Origin of the sequence: Dyella sp. (assembly GCF_036746095.1) — a bacterium.
Classification (GTDB): domain Bacteria; phylum Pseudomonadota; class Gammaproteobacteria; order Xanthomonadales; family Rhodanobacteraceae; genus Dyella_B.
Genome location: NZ_DAIOEU010000087.1, coordinates 1 through 15585, shown reverse-complemented (window position 1 = coordinate 15585; position 15585 = coordinate 1). Strand labels below are relative to the sequence as shown.

13 protein-coding genes and 1 pseudogene are annotated in these 15585 nt (G+C 64.1%); all 14 read right to left on the bottom strand.

The annotated features are described in order from the left end of the window. Nucleotides 1-566 precede the first annotated feature (566 nt). Nucleotides 567-1748: a cell division protein FtsZ gene (gene ftsZ, locus V7M64_RS21085; protein WP_333682021.1), complete on the bottom strand. Its 1182-nt coding sequence runs from the start codon at nucleotides 1746-1748 to the stop codon at nucleotides 567-569. A gap of 122 nt (nucleotides 1749-1870) precedes the next feature. Then, on the bottom strand, nucleotides 1871-3103 hold the full coding sequence (ftsA, locus tag V7M64_RS21080; RefSeq protein WP_333682019.1) for a cell division protein FtsA: 1233 nt from the start codon (nucleotides 3101-3103) through the stop codon (nucleotides 1871-1873). Further along, a complete protein-coding gene (locus tag V7M64_RS21075; protein WP_333682018.1) occupies nucleotides 3100-3837 on the bottom strand; it encodes a cell division protein FtsQ/DivIB in 738 nt (245 codons plus the stop codon). Before V7M64_RS21075 ends, ftsA begins: the two co-directional genes overlap by 4 nt. Then, nucleotides 3834-4772: a D-alanine--D-alanine ligase gene (locus V7M64_RS21070; RefSeq protein ID WP_333682016.1), complete on the bottom strand. Its 939-nt coding sequence runs from the start codon at nucleotides 4770-4772 to the stop codon at nucleotides 3834-3836. The genes V7M64_RS21075 and V7M64_RS21070 overlap by 4 nt, the downstream gene beginning before the upstream one ends. Continuing rightward, on the bottom strand, nucleotides 4769-6211 hold the full coding sequence (gene murC, locus V7M64_RS21065) for a UDP-N-acetylmuramate--L-alanine ligase (RefSeq protein WP_333682015.1): 1443 nt from the start codon (nucleotides 6209-6211) through the stop codon (nucleotides 4769-4771). Before murC ends, V7M64_RS21070 begins: the two co-directional genes overlap by 4 nt. Beyond that, entirely contained in the window at nucleotides 6208-7281 is a 1074-nt protein-coding gene (gene murG / locus V7M64_RS21060; RefSeq protein WP_333682014.1) for an undecaprenyldiphospho-muramoylpentapeptide beta-N-acetylglucosaminyltransferase, read from the bottom strand. The genes murC and murG overlap by 4 nt, the downstream gene beginning before the upstream one ends. Next, nucleotides 7278-8516, bottom strand: a complete 1239-nt coding sequence (gene ftsW / locus V7M64_RS21055) for a putative lipid II flippase FtsW (protein ID WP_333682012.1) — start codon at nucleotides 8514-8516, stop codon at nucleotides 7278-7280. The genes murG and ftsW overlap by 4 nt, the downstream gene beginning before the upstream one ends. Nucleotides 8517-8519: 3 nt before the next feature. Continuing rightward, the gene (mraY, locus tag V7M64_RS21050) at nucleotides 8520-9602 is read right to left on the bottom strand and encodes a phospho-N-acetylmuramoyl-pentapeptide-transferase (protein WP_333682011.1); all 1083 of its coding nucleotides are present in this window, start codon (nucleotides 9600-9602) and stop codon (nucleotides 8520-8522) included. Further along, nucleotides 9592-10956 carry a UDP-N-acetylmuramoyl-tripeptide--D-alanyl-D-alanine ligase gene (murF, locus tag V7M64_RS21045; protein ID WP_333682010.1) on the bottom strand — a complete coding sequence of 455 codons (1365 nt, stop codon included), beginning with the start codon at nucleotides 10954-10956 and terminating at the stop codon, nucleotides 9592-9594. Before murF ends, mraY begins: the two co-directional genes overlap by 11 nt. Further along, nucleotides 10953-12431: a UDP-N-acetylmuramoyl-L-alanyl-D-glutamate--2,6-diaminopimelate ligase gene (locus tag V7M64_RS21040; protein WP_333682008.1), complete on the bottom strand. Its 1479-nt coding sequence runs from the start codon at nucleotides 12429-12431 to the stop codon at nucleotides 10953-10955. The genes murF and V7M64_RS21040 overlap by 4 nt, the downstream gene beginning before the upstream one ends. Beyond that, entirely contained in the window at nucleotides 12428-14248 is a 1821-nt protein-coding gene (locus tag V7M64_RS21035) for a penicillin-binding protein 2 (protein ID WP_333682006.1), read from the bottom strand. Before V7M64_RS21035 ends, V7M64_RS21040 begins: the two co-directional genes overlap by 4 nt. Beyond that, a complete protein-coding gene (gene ftsL, locus V7M64_RS21030) occupies nucleotides 14245-14517 on the bottom strand; it encodes a cell division protein FtsL (RefSeq protein ID WP_333682004.1) in 273 nt (90 codons plus the stop codon). Before ftsL ends, V7M64_RS21035 begins: the two co-directional genes overlap by 4 nt. Further along, a complete protein-coding gene (gene rsmH / locus V7M64_RS21025) occupies nucleotides 14514-15449 on the bottom strand; it encodes a 16S rRNA (cytosine(1402)-N(4))-methyltransferase RsmH (RefSeq protein ID WP_333682003.1) in 936 nt (311 codons plus the stop codon). Before rsmH ends, ftsL begins: the two co-directional genes overlap by 4 nt. 52 nt (nucleotides 15450-15501) lie before the next feature. Continuing rightward, nucleotides 15502-15585: pseudogene (locus V7M64_RS21020) on the bottom strand (cell division/cell wall cluster transcriptional repressor MraZ); the annotation flags it as partial.

Here is a 15585-nt window from a genome sequence, read left to right as displayed (position 1 = left end):
TAGACCTTGTCGCCGGTATGCAGACCGACGCCGGTGGCACGAATGATGTTCTTCAACGTACGCTGCTTAATCATTTATTGGGTACCTATAGGGGCAGCAGCCAATTCGAGCTGGGATGCTAACACAGTCTTAACCTGCGGAAAAACAAACCGTACCGTATTGAACGGACAATCCTTCATTTTCCTTTCATCAAATAATGCGATTCATTCGCATCCCGATGCTGCAAGCACTATAGGCAAATCAAGCACTTGCGATTCGACACAGCCCCCCGCGCCGGGGACGGGAAGATCCGGCAACGGGAGTCTGGACTAGCGGCGCGGGATACCGCCCCCACACCAGCCAATCGTGCGCCATCCTTAAATTCGCACCGCCAATCGCATTCCACGCACGAACGCGACGCCAGCCGACATCAGATGTCCCCTTTTCGCTACCGAAAGTCGGTCACGAAAGGTAGCAGACAGAAAGAATACCCTTCTGTCCCGGCACAGGGAACACTGACAAGTTAATGCGTCGTTAGTTCATGCCCTTCACACTTTTTCACATTTTTTGATGCGTTCCTCGCCTGATTAGTCCGCCTGGCGGCGCAAAAAGGCGGGAATATCCAGGTAGTCAAAGCCTGGATCGGCGCTCTTGGCCGGACCTTCGCTACCGCGTGGATTGCTCGCCACCACTTCTGGGTGCGCATAGTCGACCACTTCGTTGCCCGTGCCGGTGCGCAACACCATCGGACGCGGACGCTGGCGCATTTCCACCTGGCTGGCGGCGACGCGCTGCACCGGTTGGCGAGCGGCCGCGCGGTTGAGGCCGGTAGCTACTACCGTCACGCGCACATCGTCCTGCATTTCCGGGTCCAGCGAGGTGCCGATCACCACCGTGGCGTCTTCGCTGGCGAAGTCGTGGATGATGCGACCGATCTCATCGAACTCGCGCATGGTCAGGTTCGGGCCGGCGGTGACGTTCACCAGGATGCCGCAGGCGCCATTGAGGTTGACGTCTTCCAGCAGCGGGTTGTTGATGGCCGCTTCCGCCGCCGCCTGTGCGCGGTCGTCGCCGCGAGCGGTGCCCGAGCCCATCATCGACAGACCCATTTCACTCATCACTGTACGCACATCGGCGAAATCGACGTTGATCAGGCCAGGCGCCGTGATCAGGTCGGCGATGCCTTGCACGGCGCCCTGCAACACGTCGTTGGCAGCCTTGAAGGCATTGAGCAGCGTCACTTCCCGACCCAGTACCGAGAGCAGCTTCTCGTTCGGCACCGTGATCAGCGAGTCGACATGCTGCGACAGGTCTTCGATACCCTTCAGCGCGACCTGCATGCGGCGTCGGCCTTCAAACGGAAACGGCTTCGTCACCACAGCAACCGTCAGAATGCCCTTCTCTTTGGCCAGCTGGGCAACGACCGGGGCCGCGCCCGTGCCGGTGCCACCGCCCATGCCGGCGGTAATGAACACCATGTCCGCGCCTTCGAGCATTTCCTCGATGCGTTCGCGATCTTCCAGCGCAGCCTGACGGCCGACTTCCGGATTGGCGCCCGCACCCAGGCCCTTGGTGACGTTGGCACCCAATTGCAGGTGCATGCGTCCGCCGCAGCCCTTCATCGCCTGTGCATCCGTGTTGCACACCACGAAATCCACGCCTTCGATGTTGGAGTTGAGCATGTGCGCAACCGCGTTGCCGCCGCCGCCGCCCACGCCAATGACTTTGATCACCGCATTGGGTGCCAGTTTTTCGACCAGTTCAAACATTTCCCGTCCTCCGTAGAGCTTCGTTGTCGTTGTAACCACGGGTCGACTCCTGTCTTCCCGCAGTGGTGAGCGAACCTCCATTCGCCCGGGCTGCGCCTCCTGCACCGCCTGACCCTTCGTTTCTAGAAATTCTTGGTGATCCAACTACGCAATTTATCGACCAGGCCGCCGACGCTGCCGCCGGCCGGGCCACTTGCTCGCATGCCGCCGTTACGCGCGCCATGCAACAACAAACCCACGCCGGTGGAATGCAGCGGATTGGCGATCACTTCGCCGAGCCCGACCACGTGCTGCGGCACGCCGATGCGCACCATCTTGTGGAAGATCTCCTCGGCCAGCTCCAGCGCACCTTCCATGCGCGATGCGCCACCGGTAAGCACCACACCCGCGGCGACCAGGCTGTCGTAACCGGAACGGCGCAATTCGTCCTGCACCATTTCGAAGATTTCCTCGTAGCGCGCCTGCACGCTCTGCGCGAGCGACTGGCGCGCCAGCCGGCGCGGCGGACGATCGCCCACGCTCGGCACCTGGATGGTTTCTTCCGCATGCGCAAGCTGCGCCAGCGCACAGGCGTACTTGATCTTGATTTCCTCGGCATGCGCGGTCGGCGTATGCACGCCATACGCGATGTCGTTGGTCACCTGGTCGCCACCCACCGGCAGCGACTTGGTGTAGCGGATCGCGCCTTGCGTATAGATCGCGATATCGGTGGTTCCCGCTCCGATGTCGACCAGGCACACGCCCAGCTCGCGCTCATCATCGGTGAGCACCGATTTCGCGCTCGCCACCGCCGAGGGCACCAGTTCGTCGACCGAAAGACCGCAGCGCTGGATGCACTTGCTGATGTTCTGCACCGCCGCCGCCGCGCCGGTCACCAGATGCACGGAAGCCTCCAGCCTCACGCCGCTCATGCCCACTGGCGAGCGGATGCCGTCCTGGCCGTCGATGCGGTACTCCTGCGACTCCTTATATAGGACCTTGCGGTCTGCCGGGATCGCCACCGCGCTCGCCGCTTCCAGCACCTGGTCGAGATCGCCCGGTGCGACTTCGCGATCGCGGATCGCCGCCGTGCCGTGGGAGTTGCGCGTTTCCAGATGGCTGCCGGAAATCGAGGCATACACCGAGCGGATATCGCAGCCGGCCATCAGCTCGGCCTCTTCCACCGCGCGCTGGATCGAGTGCACGGTCGATTCGATATCCACCACCGAACCCCGCTTCATGCCGCGCGAGACGTGCGAGCCGATGCCGATCACCTCGATCGGTTCGCCCGGCTCGTACTCGCCCACGATCGCCACCACTTTCGAGGTGCCGATATCCAGGCCGACTACCAATTGCTTTTCGTTTTTGCCTTTCATGTGCGTGGCGTGCCTCCGGCAGTCGGGGCGGCCGTCACTTGCGGCCATTTCACGGCAAAGCCGTTGGTATAACGAAGGTCGGCGTACTCGAAACTCTGCGAGTGCCCTGCGGCAACCTGGGGATACACGTCCAGGAAGCGACGCAGGCGACCGCCGGCCTGGTTGCGATCGCCAATCACGATCTGCGCGCCGGTATCGGTGCTCACGCTCCAGCTGCCGCGCTCGGTCAACGTCACTCCAATGATCCTCAAGTGCGTGCCGGTGAAGGCCTTCTGCACATCGGCAAAGAAACTCACCACTTCGGCGAGGTGGTCATCCGGTCCATGCAGATCGGGAAGCTGGTCGTAGTCAGCCGCGTCCGGCACGGTGAATACCTTGCCTTCGCGGCTGATCAGTTGATGGCTGTTCCAGCGCGCAAATGGCTGGCGCTCATACACGCGCAGCAGCAAGGTGTCCGGCCAGCGCTTGCTCGCCTCCACCGATTCCACCCACGGCAACGCGGCGACGGCCTTTTGCACGCCGTCGAGATTCAAGGCGAAGAAGCCCTTGCCCAGGCGCGGCTGTACGGCGGCGCGGATCTGTTCCGCGCTCACGTGCTTGAACTCGGCCTGCACGGTCAGCTGGGTGACCGGCCAGCGGTCGGCGGCAAACCAGCCGCTCAACACGCCAGCGATAGGCGTGACCACCAAGGCAATGGCCAGCAACCAGGCGACGAGGCGAATGCTTCCCCTCATTGCTCCTCCCTGAAACTGGTTTCCAGCACGCGCCAGCACAATTCCTGGTAATCGATGCCCGCTACGGCAGCCGCCTTCGGCACCAGCGAGTGCGAGGTCATACCCGGCGCGGTGTTCACTTCCAGCAGCCAGTTGCGGCCTTGGCGATCGCGCATCACGTCGACACGCCCCCAGCCGAAACAACCCAGCGCATCGAAGGCTTCCAGTGCGAGTGCGCGCAACGATGCTTCGGCCTCGCCTTCCAGGCCCGGACAGATGTAGCGCGTGTCTTCGGCGACGTACTTGGCGTTGTAATCGTAGAAAGCGCCCTTCGGCACGATGTGGATGCTCGGCAATACCTGGCGGCCAAGCACGCCGACCGTCAGCTCGTCGCCCTCGACCAGCATCTCCATCAGCAAGTCGCCGGGATACTTCTCGGCCAGCGCCACGGCGGCATCCAGGTCCTTTTCTTCGAACACGCGCGTCACGCCCACGCTGGAACCTTCGCAAGCGGGCTTCACGATCAACGGAAAGCCGATCTCTTTCGCCGCCGCATTCACGTCGGCGCCACGCGGCAACGCCACGAATTTTGGCGTCGGCAAACCTAGTGACTGCCACACACGCTTGGAACGCGTCTTGTCCATCGACAGCGCCGAACCCAGCACGCCCGAACCGGTATAGGGGATATGCAGCGATTCCAGCGCGCCTTGCAGCACGCCATCCTCGCCACCGCCATGCTGGCCATGAAGAATGTTGAACACGCGTGCGAAGTGACCGGCGCGCAATGCATCCAGCAGCGCCGGAATGCCGTCGATCGCTTGCGCGTCCACACCGCGCGCCTTCAACGCCTCCAGCACGTTGCGGCCGGAGTCGAGCGACACCTCGCGCTCGGCCGAGCTGCCGCCCATTACCACGGCGACGCGGCCGAATTGGGCGGGATCGTTGACGTTTCTCATGTCTCGCTCGTCCTCAAATGGCCTGCTTTTCCCAGCTCCACGGCCGCAGCGCCGATGTCGCCGGCACCAAGCAGCAACAGCAGATCGCCATCGCGGAGCAACGTCGGCAAGGTGTCTTTCAACTCGCGCGGATGGCTGATCAGGACCGGATCGACTTTTCCGCGTGCGCGCACGGCGCGCGCCAAGGCCCGACCGTCCGCGCCGGCAATCGGTGATTCACCGGCTGGATAAACCTCGGTAAGCACCAGCACATCGGCTTCCGCCAGCACGTTGGCAAAGTCGTCAAGCAGATCGCGCGTGCGGCTGTAGCGATGCGGCTGGAAGCCCACCACCAGGCGACGCTCCGGCCAACCACCGCGCGCCGCTGCAAACACGGCAGCAAGCTCGCGGGGGTGATGGCCATAGTCGTCGACCAGCATCACCTTGCCGTGGTCGATGGCGATCTCGCCGCGGCGATGGAAGCGGCGGCCCACACCTTGGAAATGCTTCAGCGCGTGCGCGATGGCATCGGCTTCCACCCCGAGCTGCCAACCGATCGACGCGGCAGCCAGCGCGTTGAGCACGTTATGCCGCCCGGGCAAATTGAGCGTGACCGGGATCGGGTTGTCGACGCCCGGCAGCAACAGGTCGAAGTGCATTTCGAAACCTTGCTGCCGCACGTTGGCGGCACGCACGTCGGCATGCGACGCCTCGATGCCGTAGGTCATCACGCGGCGTGCGGTGATCTTGGCCAGCTCTGCCACTTCCGGATCGTCCACGCATAGCACGGCCAGCCCGTAGAACGGCAAGCGATGCAGGAAATCCGAAAATGCCTTGCGCACCAGCGCGAAATCGCCGTGGTAATTCTCCAGGTGATCGGCATCGATATTGGTGACGACGGCGATCACCGGCGACAGCAGCAGGAACGAACCATCCGATTCGTCCGCTTCCGCCACGAGATATTGGCCGGTACCCAGCCGCGCATTCGCACCGGCCGCATTGAGCTGGCCGCCGATCACGAACGTCGGATCGTAGTTGGCTTCGGCCAGCACGCTGGCGGCGAGGCTGGTCGTGGTGGTTTTGCCATGCGTTCCGGCAATGGCGATGCCGCGCCGGAAGCGCATCAGCTCACCCAGCATTTCCGCGCGCGGGATCACCGGAATGCGTGCTTCGCGCGCAGCAACGAGTTCCGGGTTGTCGGCCTTGATCGCGCTGGAAGTCACCACGACATCGGCATCGCCGATATGCGCCGCGGCATGGCCGATACGCACGTCGATGCCAAGCTCGCGCAAACGCTGCGCGGTCGGCGATTCGCTGCGATCCGAGCCGGACACGGCATAGCCGAGGTTGTGCAGCACTTCGGCGATGCCGCTCATGCCCACGCCACCGATGCCGATGAAGTGCACGCGGCGAAAGGTGCTCATCAGGTCTTCATGTGCAAGCAGGCGACGCGGCGTCATGCGGCCACCTCCACGCAGGCGCGTGCAATATCCGCGGCAGCATCCGGCTTCGCCAAGCTGCGCGCGGATTCCGCCATCGCCAGCAGCTTGGCGCGATTGCCCAGCAACGCCGTCAGGCGCTGCGCCAAATCATTCGTCTTCAAATCACGTTCCTGGATCAATTCGGCAGCACCCGCCGCGACCAGCGCTTCGGCGTTGCGGGTCTGGTGGTCGTCCACCGCATGCGGGAACGGCACCAGCACGGCACCCAGCCCACACGCGGTCAGTTCGGCCAAGGTCAGTGCACCGGCGCGGCATACGGCGAGATCCGCCCACGCATAGGTACCGGCCATGTCGTCGATGAACGGCACGATGCGCGCTTCCACGCCGGCGTCGGCGTACGCCTTGCGCGCTTCATCGATGCCGCGATTGCCGCATTGATGCAGCACCTCCGGCCGCTGTTCGGCAGCCATGTGCGCCAGCGCTTGCGGCACGGAAGTGTTCAAGGCACGCGCACCCAGGCTGCCACCCAGCACCAGCAAGCGCGGCTTGCCGCTGCGCTCAGCCATGCGCTGTGCCGGTAGCGGCAGCGACGCGATCGCGCCACGCACGGGGTTGCCCACCCACTCCGCATTCGGCAACGCATCGGCGAAACCGGCCATTACCCGGCGCGCATGCTGCGCCAGCTTGCGGTTGGTGAAACCCGCCACGCGATTCTGTTCGTGCACCAGCAAGGGACGATGCAGCAGGCGCGCCGCCACGCCGCCAGGGCCGGCCACATAGCCGCCCATCGACAGCACGCTGCGCGGCTTCAGCCGATGCAATACCACCAGCGACGACAACAACGCACGCAGCAGCATCCACGGAGCGAGCAAACGCGTCTTCAAAGCCTTGCCGCGCAAACCACCTACCGCAATCGCGTGCAACTCGATGCCATGCGCCGGCACAACCTTGGTTTCCATGCCGCCTTCCGCCCCCAGCCATACGACCGGCACGCCTTGCGCACGCAGCGTTTCAGCCACGGCCAAGCCGGGAAAGATATGTCCGCCGGTTCCGCCGGCCATGATCAACACCGGTGCTTGCGCGTTCACGCCGCCACCGCCTCGCGCTCGCGCGCGTTGTTCGGATTCGCGTCCGGCACAGCTGCTGCCGGTGTGCGCGTGGCCATCTGGCGTGCATCGAGTGCGCGGTAGATTTCAAACGTCGCCCGCAGCAGCACGCCGGCCATGGCACAAGTCAGTGCGATCGACGAACCGCCATAACTGATCAGCGGCAAGGTCAGGCCCTTGGTTGGCAGCGCACCGAGGTTCACGCCAATCGACACCATGGTTTGCAAGCCGAGCATCAACGAGATGCCAAAGGCGATGTAGCCCGCGAAGCGCTGGCCGATTTCCACGCCCTTCAACCCCACCGACAAACCGCGCCACACGACCACCGCAAACAAGCTCATTACGGCAACGATGCCGACCAGGCCCAGCTCTTCGCCGATCACGGCAAAGATGAAGTCGGTATGCGCTTCGGGCAGATACGACAGCTTCAATACACTCGAGCCCAGGCCCACACCGGTCCATTCGCCGCGGCCGACCGCCATTAGCGACTGCGTAAGCTGGAAACCGTCATCGAACGGATGCGCCCATGGATTCATGAACGACGTCAGCCGCTTCATGCGATAGCTTTCGCTGGTCGCCGCGATCGCCAGCAGCGGCATCAACGGTAACCCCATCAGGAACAGGAAGATCGGCCGCGCACCACCCAACCACACCATCGCGAGGGTGACCGCAATGATCAAGGTGGCCGAACCAAAGTCGGGCTGGGCCAGCAACAACAGCACCATGACACCCGACACGGCGAGTGGCTTGATCAGGCCCAGGAAGCGCGTCTCGATGCTTTCGCGGTGACGCACCAGGTAGCTGGCCAGATACACCACCAGGATCAACTTCACTGCCTCGACCGGCTGGAACGAAGTGATGAGCAGGTTGAGCCAACGCCTTGCGCCATTGATCTTCATGCCCAGGTGCGGGACGAACACCGCCAGCAACATGATGAAAGCCACCAGCATCAGGAAGAACGCATGCTTTTCCAGTTCTTTCAGCTCAGTACGCATGGCAATGCCTGCCGCCACCGCACCGATGGAGAGAAACAGCAGGTGTTTCTTCAAGTAGTAGAACTGGCCGAAATGCGAGCTGTCGGCCACGGCGATCGAGCTGGACGTCACCATCACGACGCCCACGCAGGCAAGACCGACCAGGGCCACCAGCAGCGGCAAGTCGAACTTGCCGCGCGGGCCCTGCCGGCGCTTTGCTTGCGTTGTATCGAAACCGAACATGCCTCAGCGCACCTTCAACGTCGCCAAACCAATCAGCGCCAGCACCACGCTTATGATCCAGAACCGCACGATCACCCGTGGCTCGGGCCAGCCTTTCAACTCGAAGTGGTGATGGATCGGCGCCATACGGAAGATGCGCTTGCCGGTCATCTTGAAGCTGGCGACCTGCATCATCACCGACACTGTTTCCATCACGAATACGCCGCCCATGATCAGCAGCACGATCTCCTGCCGCACGATCACCGCGATCGCGGCCAGCGCTGCACCAATGGCGAGCGCGCCGACGTCACCCATGAACACTTGTGCGGGATAGGTGTTGAACCACAGGAATCCCAAACCCGAACCCGCCAGGGCGCCACAGAAGATCGCCAGCTCGCCTGCGCCGGGGATCGAGGGAATCCCCAAGTATTCGGAGAACACACGATTGCCGGCGAGGTAGGCAAAAACACCCAGCGCACCCGACACCAGCACGGTCGGCATGATCGCCAGGCCATCCAGGCCGTCGGTGAGATTCACCGCATTGGAGAAGCCCACGATCATGAAGTAGGCGACCACGATGAAGAACGCGCCCAGCGGCACCGCCACATGCTTGAACACCGGGACGTATAGCGCGGTCTCCGCCGGAATGTTCGCCGTGTGGAACAGGAACCACGCCGCGCCGATGCCGAACACCGACTGCCAGAAATATTTCCAGCGCGAGGCAAGGCCGCGACTGTCCTTCAGCACCAGCTTGCGGTAATCGTCGTAGAAGCCGATCGCGCCATAGCAGATCAACACCAGCAACACCAACCACACGTAGCGATTGCTCAGGTCCACCCACAGCAACGTAGCCACCGCTACCGAAAGCAGGATCATCACCCCGCCCATGGTGGGCGTGCCGGCCTTTGAAAGATGTGTCTGCGGACCTTCCTTGCGCACCACCTGGCCGGCCTTGAGCGCAGCCAGCTTGCGAATCAACGCCGGGCCAAACAGCAGCGAGATCGCCATGGCGGTAAGCGCCGCCATGATCGTGCGGAAGGTGATGTACTGGAACAGGTGCGGCGTGGCGAAATGCCGTGCGAACCATTCGGCCAGTTCAAGCAGCATGCGCGCCCCCCTTTGAATCGCCGCTCTTGAGCGCAGCCACGACCTGTTCCATGCCCGATGAGTGAGAGCCTTTCACCAGGCAAGTGACACCGGCATGCAGCTCAGCGCGCAGCGCATCGATCAATGCCGCCTTGTCGATAAAGTGCTTGCCGCCCGCGCCGAACGCATCGACTGCAGCCGTGCTCAACGGGCCAACGGCAAACAGCCGATCGATGCCGCCTTCACGTGCATGTGCACCGACGCCGGCATGCAGCGCGCGTGCCTCCGAACCCAACTCAGCCATGTCGCCTAGCACCAGCCAGCGCTCGCCGGCGGCCAGCGCCAGCGTATCGATGGCCGCATGCATCGAGCTCGGATTGGCGTTGTAGCTGTCGTCGATCAACGTCCAGCCGCTCGCCATGTCGATGCGCTTCAAGCGGCCTTCGACGGCACCGGCCCGTTCCAATCCGGCGACGATGGTCTCTACCGGCACATCCAGTGCCAGCGCGATCGCGCTCGCGGCCAAAGCATTGGCGATGTTATGGCGACCGGGCAACGGCAGTTGTACGTCGGCATCGCCATGCGGCGTACTCAGTACGAAATGCGAACCATCGGCGCGCTGCTCCAGAATCTCCGCGCCGATGTCGGCCTTGTGGTCCAGGCCAAAACGCAGCAGGCGGCGCCCTCCTGCCAGTCCCATGAAGAAGCTGGCGAACGCATCGTCGGCATTGATGATCGCCACGCCGTCCGCCGGCAGCGCGCGATACACCGCGCCCTTGGTTTCCGCCACCATCTCGATCGTACCCATCCGCTCAAGATGCGCGGGCGCGATGATGTTCACGAGGCCGATATCGGGCCGCGCGATGGCGGCAAGATAATCAATGTCGCCCGGCTTGCCGGCGCCCATTTCGAGCACGGCGTATTCGGTGTCTTCCGGCATCGACAAGAGCGTGAGCGGCAGGCCGATTTCGTTGTTGTAGCTGCCGATACTCACGTGCGTGCGCCCGTGCCTGGACAGGATCGAGGCGATGAGCATTTTCACCGTGGTCTTGCCGTTGGAACCGGTGATGCCGATCACCCGCGCATTGCGTTGCGCGCGCACGGCACTGGCCAGGTCACCCAGGGCCAGCTCGGAACTCTTCACTTCGACCTGCGGCAGGTCGCTCTCTACGCGATGTTCCACCAGGGCGCCCACGGCGCCGCGCGCTTTCGCATCGGCGAGATAGTCGTGGCCGTCCACGCGCTCGCCCTTGAACGCGACGAACAGGTCGCCCGGCTTCACCTTGCGCGTATCGATGGCGACACCGGCCACTTCCGCGTCGGTACCGTGCATGTGTCCATGTGTCCACATGGCAATGGCGCTAAGGCGCATCATGCGCGGGCCTCCAGCGCCACGCGCGCTATCGCCATGTCGTCGAACGCGCGCTTGCCGCCTGCGCCTTCCTGGTAGGTTTCGTGGCCTTTGCCGGCAATCAACACCACATCTCCGGTACGCGCTATCGCCAGCGCCGCGCGAATCGCAGCTTCGCGATCGCGCTGCACGGTGGCGGCCTGGGGCCGCGTCATGCCGGCCAGAATCTGTGCGACGATCGCATCGCCGTCTTCGCCGCGCGGGTTGTCGTCGGTGACGATGGCGACGTCGGCCAGTCGCTCGGCGATCTCGCCCATCTGCGGACGCTTGCCTGCATCGCGTTCTCCGCCGCAGCCGAACACGCAGATCAAGCTGGCATCGCAATGCGCACGCAGTGCCCTGAGCGCCTGCTCCAGCGCGTCCGGCGTATGGGCGTAGTCGACCACCACCAGCGGCACACCACCCAGGCCGCCGATTCGGTTCATGCGCCCATTTACGGGCTCCAGCGCTTCGACCGCATTGACGATGCGCGCAAAGGATTCGCCCAGCGCGGCAAGGCAGCCGATCACCGCCAGCAGATTCGCCACGTTGAAACGGCCTAGCAGGCGGCTGCGAATCGGCTGTTCGCCCCACGGCGTGCGCACCGTGAAAGCCACGCCTTCTGCCGAGGTGACGATATCGCTCGCCGCTATATCAGCTTGCGCATCCCCCGCACTGCTCAACTGCCACGCGCGTACGTCGGCCGGCAGCTTGCGCGCCAATTCGCGGCCAAACGCATCATCGATATTGATGGCGGCAGCCTTGAGTCCCGGCCACACGAACAGCTTGGCCTTGGCGGCGCCATAGGCTTCCATGCTGCCGTGGTAGTCGAGATGATCGCGCGTGAGATTGGTGAACGCGGCAACTTCGAACGCCGTTGCCGCGACACGCCCCTGCTCCAGCGCATGCGAGGACACTTCCATCGCCACATGCGAGGCACCATTGCGGCGGAATTCGGCGAACAGTTGCTGTACGGCAATCGCGTCCGGCGTGGTGCGTTCGCCTTCGCGCAACTGGCCATGCAGGCCCGCGCCCAGCGTGCCGATGGTGGCGGCGCGATGGCCAAGATGCTCAAGCGCCTGCGCCAGCAGTTGCACCGTCGAGGTTTTGCCATTGGTGCCGGTGACGCCGATCACGCGCATGGCTTGCGAAGGCCGGCCGAAGAAGCGTGACGCGATTTCGCCGACGAAGGCATGCAAGCCATCGATCCACAACACCGGCACGCCAGGATCTTCCAGCTCGGCCGGTGCCGGCGCTTCGGCCAGCACTACGCTGGCGCCGCGCTGCACCGCGCCGTGCGCGAACTCGATGCCGTGCCCACGCGTACCGCGCAAGGCGAAGAACGCATCGCCGCGCTGTACCTTGCGCGAATCGAGCGCCAGGCCAGCAACGACGACAGGCCCGGCGGCCTTCGTTTCAGCAATGCCCTGCAGCAGGTGATCGAGGCGCTGGCTGCTCATGGCTCGACCGCCTCCACGGCGGATTGATCGTCCTGCGGACTTTGCGGTGGCGCGGTGCCTGCCAATCCGCCGCCGGCCTGCAACGGGCCGCCAACGTACCAACGCCCGATGTTGTCGGGCGGCACGTCGAGCAGGCGCAACGCGCCCGACATCACGCTCTGGAATACCGGTGCGGAAACCACGCCGCCGTAGTAGGCGTTTTTCTTCGGGTTGTTGATCACCACCACGCCAACCAGGCGCGGATCGGTGGCCGGGACGATGCCAGCGAACAATGAGTTGTAGCTGTTCTTGGCATAGCCGCCGCCCGATGCCAGATGCGCGGTACCGGTCTTGCCGGCCACGATGTAGTTGGCGATCTGTGCACGCGTGGCCGAACCGCCTGGCGCGGTTACAGTCTCCAGCATGTTCACCAGTTCGCGGGCGATGTTCGGTGAAATGATCTGCTTGCCCGCATCCTCGCCACCCTTGATGAAGGTGGGCGTGTGCATCACGCCGCCATCCGCCAGCGTGGCGTAGGCGACGGCCAATTGCAGCGGCGTCACGTTGAGGCCATAGCCGTAGGCCATGGTGGCTTTTTCGATCGGGCGCCAACTGCGGCCTGGACGCAACAGGCCGGCCGATTCGCCCGGAAAACCGCTGCCCGTGCTTTCGCCGAAACCGAATGCGCGATAGGTGTCGTAGAGGAACTTGGTATCCAGCGACAGGCCGATCTTGGCCGCGCCGATATTGCTCGACTTGGTCAGCACGCCGGTCGGCGTCAACACGCCATTGCCACCGGTCTCCACGTCGCGGATGTCCTTGCCCATGAAGTACCAATGACCGTTGCCGGTATCGACCAGGGGCGAGGTGGGCGTGTACTTGCCGCTGGAAAGCGCCGCCGCCATGGTGAAGGTCTTCATGGTCGAGCCGGGCTCGACCACGTCGGTCACGGTGCGGTTGCGGCGTGCCGAGGCTGGACTGCCGGTGACGGCATTCGGGTTGTAGGTAGGCAGGCTCACCATGGCGAGAATCTCGCCGGTGTGGATGTCCAGCACCACCATTTCACCCGAGTCGGCGTCCAGGTCGTCCAGCTGTTTTTTCAGTTCGCTATACGCCAGGAACTGGATGCGGCGGTCGATGCTGAGCGTGAGGTTCTGCCCCGGCTGCGGCGCATGCACCTGTTCCACGTCTTCGACGATGCGGCCCATGCGATCGCGGATCACGCGCTTGGCGCCCGGCTTGCCGGCCAGCCAGTTGTCGAAGGCGAGTTCCAGGCCTTCCTGGCCATGGTCGTCAATATTGGTGAAGCCGAGCACGTGCGCGGTGACTTCACCGGACGGGTAATAGCGCTTGTACTCGCGCTGGCCGTTGACGCCGGGAACGCCGAGCGCAAGCACACCCTGCGCCGCTTCCGGACTCATCTGGCGGCGCAGATAGGCAAAGTCGCGATCAGCACGTTGCTCCAGGTACGATTTCAAATCATCCGGCGTGGTGCCCAGCGCCTGGGCCAGCGCAGGAATGCGGTCGGCGTTGTCGAGCACTTCTGACGGCACGCAAGTGATCGACACCATCGGCGTGGATACTGCCAACGGTTCGCCGTTGCGATCGAAAATGGTGCCGCGCGATACGGCGATCGGCACCACGCGCAGAAAGCGTGCGTCGCCCTGATCCTGGTAGAACTGCTTGCGCACCACTTGCAGGTCGAACGCGCGCGCCACCAAGCCTGCCGAGGCAAGGCCAAGCACGCCGATGATCAGCAACATGCGCCGCCGCGTGCTGGGGCCAGTACCCTTGCGGCGCGAGCTGGATTTGGGCGAAGCCAGCGGCAGCCGGTTCATTGCCGCACCAGCTGCACGTCCTGCGGACGCGGCGTAAACATGCCGAGCTTGGTGCGCGCTTCACTGTCGATGCGGCGCGGTTCGGCCCAGGTCGCCTGCTCCAGTTCGAGCCGGCCGTATTCAATATTCAGTTCATCGCGCTGGCTTTGCAGTTGCGAGAGCTGCACGAACAGCGTGCGGCTCTGGTGGCGCGTCCACACCACGGCGATCGCGCTCACCAGCACGGCGGCCAGCAGCACCAGCAGGCTGAAGATGCCCACGGCCCTCATGCGCCGCGCTCCGGCGACACTTTCTCTGCCACGCGTAACACCGCCGAACGCGCACGCGGGTTCGCGGCTTGCTCGGCGCCGGAAGGAAACTGCGCCTTGCCAACGGCGGCCAGCTTGGCGGGCGCCGCCGCCACCGGCGGACCACGGCGGCTGCCTTGCACACGGCCGGAATGGTCGCGGATGAATTGCTTCACCAGACGGTCTTCCAGAGAATGGAAGCTGATCACCGACAGGCGTCCGCCTGGCTTGAGCCGTTCCAGCGCCGCATCGAGTCCGTGCTCCACGGACTCCAGTTCGCGGTTCACGCGAATGCGCAGCGCCTGGAACGTACGCGTGGCGGGATGCTTGCCCGGCTCGCGGCGGCCGACCACTCGCTCCACCAACGCGGCGAGTTCACCGGTGCGCGTCAGGGACGAGTCTTCGCGATGCTCGACGATGGCGCGGGCGATCTTGCGGCTGAAGCGCTCTTCACCGTAGATCCACAACACATCGGCGATCTCGCGCTCATCGCCGTGGGCGAGAAAATCCGCTGCGCTTTCGCCTTGCGTGGGGTCCATGCGCATGTCGAGCGGGCCATCCGCCATGAAACTGAAGCCGCGGGCGGCTTCATCCAGCTGCGGCGAGGACACGCCAAGGTCGAGCAGCACGCCATCGAGGCCTTCGGCCGTTTCGCCCCACTCCGCGAGCGTGGAGAAATTCGCATGGCGGATCGACACGCGCGGATCAGCGGCGAATTCACGCTGCGCGGTGGCGATCGCCTGCGGGTCGCGGTCCATCAGCAGCAGGCGGCCCTCGGGACCGAGGCGCGACAGCACGGCGCGAGCGTGACCGCCGCGTCCAAACGTGCCATCGAGATAACGCCCGCCTGCCCGCACGGCGAGTCCCTCCACTGCTTCATTCAGCATCACCGGGATGTGCTGACGCTCAGCCATGCCGCCGCACTCCCGCTCTTGTTTTCATCTGCCCGCGCCTGACCTTCATGGGTCAGAGCCGCAGGTCCGCCATGTCGTCGCTGATTTCGTCTTCGCCGATGGTCTGGCGGATCTTGGCCAGGTGGGCCTGTTCGCT